General features: G+C 35.9%; 3 protein-coding genes. All 3 read right to left on the minus strand.

Features of this window, described 5'->3' with window-relative positions:
* Nucleotides 1-7,088: Ig-like domain-containing protein (locus tag DFQ06_RS18795; protein WP_174564438.1), on the minus strand; the 7,088-nt coding region annotated here is incomplete at its 3' end.
* Between the two features lie 375 nt (nucleotides 7,089-7,463).
* A complete protein-coding gene (locus tag DFQ06_RS18800) occupies nucleotides 7,464-7,781 on the minus strand; it encodes a DUF3467 domain-containing protein (RefSeq protein ID WP_042499282.1) in 318 nt (105 codons plus the stop codon).
* A 129-nt stretch (nucleotides 7,782-7,910) separates the two neighbouring features.
* Nucleotides 7,911-12,212 (minus strand): DNA-directed RNA polymerase subunit beta', encoded by a 4,302-nt coding sequence (gene rpoC, locus DFQ06_RS18805; protein WP_042499284.1) that lies wholly within the window; start codon nucleotides 12,210-12,212, stop codon nucleotides 7,911-7,913.
* Nucleotides 12,213-12,301: the final 89 nt, after the last annotated feature.

The raw sequence follows: 12,301 nt of genomic DNA on the forward strand, positions 1-12,301 counted from the left end.
CCGGTTAATCCACCGTCATTATCTAAAGTGATGTTGATTAAGGTATCATCTACTGCCGCTCCGTTTAAGGTATCGTTGGCTGTAACATCGCCTGCGGTTCCTCCTGTAACACCATCTACTGGAGTTGCCGTGAAGTCGTTGATAACAGCATCGATACAACTCACTGTAATAGTGAATACAGAAGATTCTGTTGAACAACCGTTTCCATCTGATACTGTATAAGTAATATTTGTAGTACCTGCAGATATAGCCGTAACTTCTCCTGTACTAGAATCTATTGAAGCCACTCCTGGAGTATCTGAACTCCATACTATAGTTCCTGTGGCTGTTGTTGATAAAGTTGTTGTTTCAGTATTACACAGAAGTCCGTCTCCTGAAATAATTGGAGCATTAGGAACATCATTTATTGTTACTGAAACATCTGAACTATTTGGACACGTTCCCGCCGTAGTATATGTTACTGTATAAGTCGCAGGAGTTGAGGCGCTCACATCAATTTCTCCTGTTGAAGCATTGATTGATAAACCTGCTACACTTGAGAAGGTTCCGCCGGATAACCCTGTAATTGTTGGGGTTGGATCGCTAGCATCTACACAATATGCAGCAGCAGCATAACTGAAACTGGCATCGTCTAAAGCATTGATTGTTACTGAAACATCTGAACTATTTGGGCAAGTTCCTCCAACACTATACGTAACGGTATAGGTTGCAGGAGTTGACGCACTCACATCAATGGCTCCTGTTGAAGTATTAATAATTAAGCCTGGAATACTACTAAATGTTCCTCCTGATGTTCCTGAAACCGTTGGCGTTGGATCTGAATCACTTACGCAATACGCTCCTGCATCATAACTAAAACCAGCATCTTCTAATGCATTTACAGTTAAAGTTGCTTCCGCCTCAGCGAAACAAATATTAGCCTCATTTGTAAAAACGACTCTATATATGTTTCCATCCATGGCGTTAGTAACATTTGTTAACTCAAGTGAAACTGTTGTTCCACTTGCAACGGTACCTGTTTCGGAAGCTAAATTAGAATAACTAATACCATCAGTACTTACAGACCACTGATACGTAACATCTGTACTTGCTGTAGCTACTGGTACATTCGTCCCTATTGGTGCAGCACTTGCAACAGCATCAAACTGCGCTGTTTCTGTTTCGCATTTTATTTCATTTGAAGGCGCTGTATCTATAGCTAAGGTCATCCCTTCTTCAAAAGTATTTAATCCTCCTGCAGTAGTTGTAGGTATTGTGTTGTATGCATTTCCGGTAACTCCAGCTAAAACAACTAATCCATTTGCATCAACACCTCCATTTGCTAATGTTGGTATATCTGGGCCATAAATTCCTGTATCATTGTCATCGGCATCTATATTATTATAAGCTTCATCGGCATCACTACATCCATCGGCATCAGAATCTAAATCTAAGTAGTTTGGTGTTCCATCTCCGTCGGTATCGATACATAAACTAGTCAAAACTAAATCGTCTAAAGCCATATATTCTGCATCCGAACATACTGTACCTGAATCTCCAATTTGTCTATTGTTTATATTTTCAACTTTAATAGAAATCACATCTAAATCTGCCAAAACATCTGTTAGATCTACTCCAAAATTGGTTGTAGTTAAATCTAAAGATATCGCATGCCATGTCCCTGTATTTATAAGACTTCCTACTACACCTGTAAGCGGATATGTAACAGATTTACCTCCTCCATTTAACACAATAATCATATCGCTTGAAGTTGGAGTTGTTCCCCCATAAACACCATTTATCCAATTAAAACTTAAAGTTCCATTATTGGTTAAGGCTGAAAGATCGAGGTTTAAATCTGTAGCGTTTTCGAAATAAACATTCCCTGCAGTTACATCGGTCCATAAAATATAATCAGTATTTGATGGACTGGCCGGTATACTAGAATAATCACAATTTGAATTAGTTAATGTGGCTGTTGAATGCACGGTATTTCCATCATTTCCATCTAAATTATTATTATCAATAATCCACCCTTCATTATCTAAATCAAAATTAACACTATAACTTGTTATATCACATTCTACAGTATCTAATATCCCATCATTATCATCATCTAAATCACAATCATCACCAATACCATCATTATCATTATCAGAAAAAAGTGAACTCGAACTATTACATGAATCACACTCTGCAGCTTGTACTGCACTATTAGTTGAAGACACATCATCTTGACCTGTTGTTCCTGCTCCTACAGTACCAACATTTGTTGCAATAGGTATTCCGTTATCATTTACAGCAGCGTTTATACTTCCATCACTATTTAAATTTGAGTATGTTAAACCGGCATCGCCTTCTAAGGCATCAAAACAGCCATCGTTATCAGAATCTAAATCTAAATAATTAGGTATACCATCACAATCTGCATCGCAAGGAATTACATGGTTTAATGTAAAAGATTCATATGAAAGTGCTGTAGAACCTGAACTTCTGTAATAGTCAATTTCTACCCATTCTACTTTTTCGCCGTTTGAGTTTACTTCCCAAACGTTTAAATTTCCACCGAAGCCACCTGAAACGTTATCAAATGCAACACTATTTGTTCCACTTCCGCTAATTGTTGGTCCACCATTAGTTCCTGTATTATCCGAACTGGCATCAAAATCAGGTCTTTTATAAGTTTGTCCAAATAAAGGCACATTAGAAGTTATAATAATAGCTTCATCTGCAGCTAAATTTCCGTGTGAAAGACTTGAAAGATCTAAAACTTCGGCACCACTAGTAAACTCAATTCGGTATCTAATTCCTCCATCGCAACCAGCAAGTTTATCGATACCAATATTATCACCATAAGTAGCATTTGTAAATCCTTTAAACGAATCTACATCTGCACAAATATTAACATTATTAGATGCCGCTCTCGAAGGGAAAGCTGTTACAGTGTAAGACACAACGTCACCATCAGCAGGGCAACCAGGCACTGTAAAATTTTGGGTTAATGTCTGTGGTGTATTTGTACCATCATGTAATGCCACATTATCAATTGATGCATTTACCGCAGCAGCAGATATGGCTTCTGTACCATTTCCGCATGATTGCTCTACACTATCTAGAATACCATCATTATCATCATCTAAATCACAATAATCGCCAATAGTATCCAAATCACTATCAGAGAAAAGTGAGCTAGAACTATTACAAGGATCGCACTCCGCAGCTTGAACCGCATCATTAGTTGAAGATACATCGTCTTGACCTTCTGTTCCTGTTCCCGCAGTACCAACATTTGTTGCAATAGGTATTCCGTTATCATTTACAGCAGCGTTTATACTTCCATCACTATTTAAATTAGCATATACTAAACCTGCATCGCCTTCTAGGGCATCAAAACACCCATCGTTATCACTATCAAGATCTAAATGATCATAGATACCATCGTTATCAGTATCCCCATAAAAAGGACATAAAACACTAAGTCTCCAACCAATATTATCAGCATTAGCATCAGATGCCTGAGCTATTACAATTCTATCTATAGGTCTATCAATATTAAATCTAAAATTTGCTTCTTGCGCCGCACCTCCTATTATTGCTGCTATAGCATCTCCAGTAACTGGATCATAGGAAGCTCCTGTACCTATTGTCCCTGACGTTGCATAAATAACAGCAGGAAATTGAACTTGAACTCCATTGTTATAAAATTTAATATTTTGACTCTCATTATAAGTACCAGAACCATTTCTTGCTAAGCTTCTTACATTAAATTCTGATGATAATATAAGTTCTGAAAACACAATTTCGGTTGAAGTACCCGTAACATCATTATTTGAATTACGACTCTGCATATCAACCTGTATAGTGCCATCCGTATAATTAGGAGATGTAGCTCCAAAACTACCCGAGCCTAGTCTTGTTGTAGCGACAGCTGTTACATCGCTATCAAAGTCTTTTATATATGCTATTAAATCTCCATCATTAGTATTTGCAGCTATTTGGTTATATGATGAATCTGTAAAATGTATATTGGAAGAAGAAGTTGCTCCACAATTTTTATTGTATTCATCTACATCTAAAATACCATCATTATCGTCATCTAAATCACAAGCATCTGGTATTCCATCATTATCATTATCAGAAAAAAGTGAACTCGAACTATTACATGAATCACACTCTGCAGCTTGTACTGCACTATTAGTTGAAGATACATCATCTTGACCTGTTGTTCCTGCTCCTACAGTGCCAACATTTGTTGCAATAGGTATTCCATTATCATTTACCGTTGCATTTATGCTTCCATCTGGGTTTAAATTTGCATAAACTAAACCGGCATCGCCTTCTAAGGCATCTGGGCAACCGTCATTGTCACTGTCTTTATCTAAATAGTCTGGTATATTATCAGCATCGGTATCTTTACCCAAACAGTATCCTAATTCATAAAACTGCATGGTAACATTACCTGCAACACCATCTTGCTTACCTACTGTTATGCTTATCTCCCTAACCGGCCCTGCAATAGAAACCTGAATAGCATTACTTGGTGAATTCCCACTACTCGCACTACTTATAACTGTTTGACCGGAAATTGAAAAAGCACCTATAGGTAATGTAATATTTGTTAATGTTACAGGTGAAATAACAGCTCCATTATTAGCTAAAAAATCTGCTCTATCAGCATTATCTAACCCTCCAAATTTAAACTCTACATTATATACTGGCTCAGAAAAAGTATAGGTATAAACAGCTACATCTCCATTTGGGAAATCTGTATTATTAGGTTGGGTATTAATATAGTCACCCGAAATACCTCCGTTATTGGTACTACTAACCCCTGAGCTCCATGTTGAAGAACCTTGTAGTTCATAAGTAGCCGTTACAACATCGACACCATTATATGCATATATGTTAGATAGAGTTGCGGATGTAGTACCTCCATTTGTTCCTGTATCAATATTTGTAAAAGTTTGTCCTAAACTAACAAATCCTGGAGAACAATCTAACTCATCAATATCCAATATGCCATCATTATCATCATCCAAATCACAAACATCACCAATACCATCATTATCATTATCAGAAAAAAGTGAACTCGAACTATTACATGAATCGCACTCTGCAGCTTGTACTGTATTATTAGTGGAAGAGACATCATCTTGACCTGATATTCCTGCTCCTGCGGTACCAACGTTTGTAGCAATTGGTATTCCGTTATCATTTACAGATGCATTTATAGTTCCATTAGTATTCAAATCGGCATATACTAAACCCGCATCACCTTCTAAGGCATCTGGGCAACCATCATTATCACTATCATTATCTAAATGATCAGGCGTACCATCATTATCAGTATCTAAAACCTGAAGTAATAAATCTGAATTAGTTGGATTTGCATAAATATCATATGTACATGGATCAAAATTCATTGAGAAAAGACGATTTACACCAGAAGTTGGTTCTGCTCCTATTTTTATTGTGAACTTACCTGTTTGAGAATATCTAGCTGTAAACATTACATTAGTCGCAGTATTATCTATGCCTGGAGCTGTTTGTAAAGAACTTTTAAACATCGTTCCTATAGCGGTAGGATAAATGGCTAGTTCACTGGGGGTTTCTCTAGTATGTACAGAAGAATTTGTAACATCTAATTCGACAAACTCCCTACCTTGTGCACTATCTCCGTCAACATCGATAGCCGTAATATAAAATTGAGGTATTTGTGTAACATTAGAGGTGCCAGTGGTTACAAACTGAAATTCAAATTCAACTGAAGAATTATTTTCTCCTAAAACAGGTTGAAAGCTAGCTATATTAGAAGCATCATCATCAATAGTAGTTATACCAGGGTTTGGTGTTGATGAAACAATAGTAACTAAGGCATCTATATTTGTAGTTACATTAGAAAATCGATATATAGCACCAGAACTTAAAGCTGTACCAGATTCTAAAGTTGCTCCACTAAAAGTTAACGTCGGGTAAAAATTACATGCTTGAACCTGCATTTCATCCGTATCTAAAATACCATCATTATCATCATCTAAATCACAGAAATCTGCAATTGTATCACCATCACTATCTACATAGGAAGGATGAGAAGGGTAACATTCACTGCACTCATCTGATTGTTGTGTTTCATCTTGTGAAGTTCCGACGGTTTGAGACGTTCCCCCAGGAATACCCGTACCATTTATGGCCGCTGTAAGTGCAAAGTTCTCGTCTATGCTATTAAAATCATAATTAGCACTACCCTCAATTGCATCAGGGCAACCATCATTATCACTATCTACATCTAAAAAGTTTGGTGTACCATCATTATCATAATCTAATTGTTTACATGTTGAAACAATTATCTCAATAAAATCTCTTGCACCTGCAGTAGGTTCAGCCATTGGAAATGTTAATGTAAAAGTACTCACCGTACCATTAATTTGTAAACTCCCTGCTGCAGATCCGTCTATATCATTCTGAGTAGATTGTGTGCTATAACCATTTGCAAATATTCCTGGTGTTGAACCTGCACCTCCATCTCTAACAGTGGTAGAAGTTGCTAAAAAATCATCTGTTCCTCCTATCCTTGACCAAGTTAAGCCATTTCCTAATGTAACTTCTGCTGAATTTTGTACATTGTTAGAAGATTCACCAATGTTATCGAAGTGAATAATTGGGTCTGTTACCTGAGTTTGATTTCCAGCTCCATCTTCAAAAATCACGGTTATCATATCTCCAAATGTAAAATTCCCCACAACTGAAGGATTTCCTGCCAAATTCTCCGACCAAAAACCAGCTCCAGCAGAATTAAAATTATCCAAAGAGACAAAATTCGCTGTAGTGTTGCTTACCAATCGTACTACAACTCCATCACTATAAGTATGTGACACATCAACAGTTGTACCACCCCAATTACCAGATGGATTAGAGGTACAAACACCTTCATCAGTATCTAAAACACCATCATTATCATCATCTAAGTCATCAACGTTTAATATACCGTCGCCATCACAATCGTCTACAGCGATGCATTGGGCAGAGGTAAATTGAGTGAAAGCAAAAAGCAGAAATATAAAGCAATAAAATGCTTTGACTTTCTGCGAAGTAGGGATGAATGATTTCATAAGGTACGTAGTTATTTTAATCAATTGTATTACAAATTTAAATGTCCTTAATACGTTACTTTCAGGGAATTCTATTGAAAGTAACAACGAGGCGACCAGTAACTCAAAAGTATAGACGAACGGTTTTAATTCAATCATTAAACCAATCGTCTAAAAGCTACAACACTTTATTAAAAACCGTTTTAACCTACCTTAAAAATAAATAAAAACTTACAAGAAATAACATAAAAAAGCACATTTCCTTAAAAAAATCTTAATAAAAAAGATTTGCACAAGTTAACAGGCTAAAAATAAGGTTCCCATAGACCTGAAATTATGGAACAAAAAAAAAGCAACTTAAAATAAGTTGCTTTTTTTTTCATGAATCAATATCAATTATGCCTGTCCTGTTGGACCAAAATTCAACGGTATTGGAGGTTGCTCATAGTCTTTAATCTCACCGTGTGCGCTCTCAAAACGTGTTACATTTTCACTTAGCGCTTTCAATAAACGTTTAGCATGTTGCGGTGTTAAAATAATACGTGATTTTACTTTACTCTTTGGAACACCTGGCATGATGTTTACAAAATCGACTACAAATTCGGAAACCGAATGATTTATAATCGCTAAGTTAGAGTAAGTACCTTCTGCTACTTTTTCATCTAACTCAATATTTATTTGCCCTTGTTTAGGAGCTTCTTTTTCGTTTGCCATTGAAATTGTATTTTTTACTCCTTATTTGGAAGAAGCCTAATTAATTTTATTAATAAAAAAGCCTTCAAGCAACTTAATGCATGAAGGCTTTTATTTTATAGATTCCCGCCTTCGCGGGAATAACAAATACTAGTTATAATTTAACTCTTGTTTTACTTGCATCATCTCGTCGAATTCTTCTTTAGAACCAACTATGATATCAGTATAACTTCTCATACCTGTACCTGCTGGAATTCTATGTCCAACAATTACATTTTCTTTCAAGCCTTCTAAAGAATCTACCTTACCAGCTACAGCTGCTTCGTTAAGTACTTTAGTTGTCTCTTGGAAAGAAGCCGCAGAGATAAACGATTTAGTTTGAAGTGATGCTCTAGTAATACCTTGCAGTATTGGTGTAGCCGTTGCTGGCTGCGCATCTCTAGCAGAAACTAGTGTTTTATCTTCTCTACGTAAAATAGAGTTTTCATCTCTTAACTCACGAGGCGAAACAATTTGACCAGGTTTTAAGTTAATTGAATCTCCTGCATCTTCAACAACCTTCATTCCGAAAATATCATCATTTTCTAATATGAAATCTGCTTTATGAGCCAATTGATCTTCTAAGAATATAGTATCACCAGAATCAATAATTCTAACTTTACGCATCATTTGACGAACAACAACCTCGAAGTGTTTATCATTAATCTTCACACCTTGTAAACGATATACTTCTTGTACTTCGTTAACTAAGTATTGTTGAACTGCAGATGGGCCTTTGATATTTAAAATATCATTCGGTGTAATAGAACCATCAGATAAAGGCATACCAGCTTTTACGAAATCATTTTCTTGAACAAGAATCTGACTTGATAATTTAACTAAGTATTTCTTAATATCGCCTGTTTTAGACTCTATTATAATCTCGCGGTTACCACGTTTGATTTTTCCGAAAGAAACTACACCATCAATAGCACTAACAACCGCTGGGTTAGATGGGTTACGTGCTTCGAACAACTCAGTAACACGAGGTAAACCACCCGTAATATCACCTGCTTTAGCAGATTTACGAGGTATTTTAACTAAAATTTTACCAACTATTACTTTTTCACCATCGTCAATCATTAAGTGAGCGCCGACTGGTAAGTTGTAAGAGCGCATTGTTTCACCATTTGAATCTTCAATATGAAGTGTTGGAATAAGCTTTTTGTTTCTAGATTCAGAAATTACTTTCTCTTGGAAACCTGTTTGCTCATCTATTTCTACTTGGTAAGTAACCCCTTGTTCGATGTTTTCATACTTCACTTTACCAGCAAATTCTGAAACAATAACACCGTTATATGGATCCCAAGAACAAACTTCATCCCCTTTAGACAGTTTCTGACCATTTTTAACAATAATGGTTGAACCGTAAGGAATGTTATTTGTACTTAATACAATACCTGTTTTCTTATCAATAAGTTTAAGTTCAGATGTACGAGAGATTACAACATCAATTTCGTTTCCTTCGTTATCTTGACCTTTAACTGTTTTTAAATCTTCAATTTCAGCAATACCATCAAACTTAACAATTAACTTATTTTCTTCTGAAATGTTACCTGCAATACCACCTACGTGGAATGTACGTAATGTTAACTGTGTACCTGGTTCACCAATAGATTGTGCAGCAACTACACCTACAGCTTCACCACGTTGTACCATTTTTCCGGTAGCTAAGTTACGTCCGTAACATTTAGCACAAATACCCTTTAAAGCCTCACAACTTAATGCAGAACGTACCTCTACACTCTCAATTGGAGATGCTTGAATGATTTTAGCTATATCATCTTCAATTAACTGACCAGCTGAAACTAACAACTCTTCTGTTAATGGATTATAAACATCATTTAAAGATACACGACCAACGATTCTTTCTTCTAAAGTCTCAACAACTTCATCATTTTTCTTCAATGGTTCAACTTCTACACCTCTTAATGTTCCACAATCTTCAGTGTTAATAATAACATCTTGAGAAACATCTACTAAACGACGTGTTAAGTAACCTGCATCCGCGGTTTTAAGAGCCGTATCCGCAAGACCTTTACGAGCACCGTGAGTAGAGATAAAGTATTCTAAAATTGAAAGACCTTCTTTAAAGTTAGAAAGAATTGGATTTTCAATAATAGATCCACCACCTGCTGTAGATTTTTTAGGTTTCGCCATTAATCCACGCATACCTGTAAGCTGACGAATCTGTTCTTTAGATCCCCTTGCTCCAGAGTCAAGCATCATAAACACCGAGTTGAATCCTTGTTGATCTTCTCTAATACGTTTCATTGACAATTCTGTCAATTCAGCATTTGTTGAAGTCCAAATATCAATAACTTGGTTGTAACGTTCGTTGTTAGTAATAAGTCCCATGTTATAGTTACCTGTAATACCTTCAACTAACGTGTTAGCCTTATCAATCATTGATTGTTTTTCAGGTGGAATAATAATATCACCTAAACTGAATGATAGACCACCTTGGAATGCAAACTTAAATCCTAACGTTCTAATCGCATCTAAGAAATCAGCCGTTTCAGGAACAGAAGTTGCTTTTAAAATATCACCAATAATATCTCTTAAAGATTTCTTAGTTAATACTTGATTTATATATCCAGCTGACTGTGGTACGTGTTGGTTAAATAATACACGACCTACAGTAGTCTCAATAATCATTTTATCAAGTTTACCATCTTCATTAATGTCGATAGTTCTAACTTTAATACCAGCATTCAAGTCTACTCTTTCTTCATTAAAAGCAATTTCTACTTCTTCTGGAGAATAAAAAGTTAAACCTTCACCTTTAATTTTCACTTCTGGTGTAGACGTACGTAGCTTGGTCATGTAGTACAGACCAAGTACCATATCCTGAGAAGGTACTGTTACTGGCGAACCATTTGCTGGATTTAAGATATTGTGAGATGCCAACATTAATAACTGACATTCTAAAATAGCTTCTGGTCCAAGTGGTAAATGCACCGCCATTTGATCACCATCAAAATCGGCATTAAATGCCGTACATACTAATGGGTGTAATTGAATCGCTTTACCTTCGATTAACGTAGGTTGAAACGCTTGTATACCCAAACGGTGTAACGTAGGCGCACGGTTTAATAATACTGGATGTCCTTTAAGAACATTTTCCAAGATATCCCAAACCACTGGTTCTCTTTTATCTATAATTTTCTTTGCAGATTTTACAGTTTTTACAATACCTCTTTCAATTAGTTTTCTAATTACGAAAGGTTTGTAAAGCTCTGCCGCCATATTCTTTGGCAATCCACATTCGTGTAATTTTAATTCTGGTCCAACAACAATTACCGAACGTGCAGAATAATCAACACGCTTACCAAGTAAGTTTTGACGGAAACGTCCTTGCTTACCTTTTAATGAATCGGATAATGATTTTAATGGTCTATTAGAATCCGTTTTTACAGCAGATGATTTACGTGTATTATCAAATAACGAATCTACAGATTCCTGTAGCATACGTTTTTCATTACGTAAAATTACTTCTGGTGCTTTTATCTCAACTAATCTTTTAAGACGATTGTTACGAATAATTACACGACGGTATAAATCATTTAAATCTGAAGTTGCAAAACGACCACCATCTAACGGCACTAAAGGACGTAATTCTGGCGGGATAATTGGCACAACCTTCATAATCATCCATTCTGGACGATTTTCTCTATTTTTATTAGAATCTCTTAAGGCTCCAACAACTTGTAAACGCTTTAAAGCTTCTGTTTTACGTTGTTTAGACGTTTCAGTATTTGCTTTATGACGTAATTCATATGATAAAGCTTGTAAATCAATACGCGCTAATAAATCGATTAAACACTCAGCACCCATTTTAGCTAAAAACTTGTTAGGGTCTTCATCATCTAAATACTGATTATCTTGCGGAAGTGACTCAAGAACATTTAAGTATTCTTCTTCCGTAAGGAAATCCATTTTTTGCAATGGTTCACCTTCTTCATTTTTAGCATTACCTGGTTGAATTACTACATAACGTTCGTAGTAAATAATCATATCTAACTTCTTAGATGGTAATCCTAATAAATATCCAATTTTGTTTGGTAAAGAACGGAAGTACCAGATATGAGCTACAGGAACCACTAAGTTAATGTGCCCTACTCTATCTCTACGTACTTTCTTTTCTGTTACTTCTACACCACAACGGTCACAAACAATCCCTTTGTAACGTATTCTTTTATATTTACCACAAGCACACTCATAATCCTTTACAGGACCGAAGATACGCTCACAGAACAAACCATCTCTTTCTGGTTTGTGCGTACGATAATTGATAGTTTCTGGTTTTAAAACCTCACCTCTAGATTCTGCTAAAATAGATTCTGGTGATGCTAAACCAATTGAGATTTTATTAAACCTCTTTACTGTATTCTTATCTTGTTTTCTTGCCATGTTTTTTAAGTCTTCAGTTTGAGTTCTCAGTCAACATTATTTAGTCTAAAAAATAGTCTATTTAATGTTGACTGTTAACTGCCAACTAT

It is taken from the genome of Algibacter lectus (assembly GCF_004368925.1).
GTDB classification, from domain to species: Bacteria; Bacteroidota; Bacteroidia; order Flavobacteriales; family Flavobacteriaceae; genus Algibacter; species Algibacter lectus.

What these genes read in the sequence shown, in the direction of transcription:
- DFQ06_RS18800 (WP_042499282.1), bottom strand. Translation starts at nt 7,781, where the DNA reads ATGGCAAACGAAAAAGAAGCTCCTAAACAAGGGCAAATAAATATTGAG.
- rpoC (WP_042499284.1), bottom strand. Translation starts at nt 12,212, where the DNA reads ATGGCAAGAAAACAAGATAAGAATACAGTAAAGAGGTTTAATAAAATC.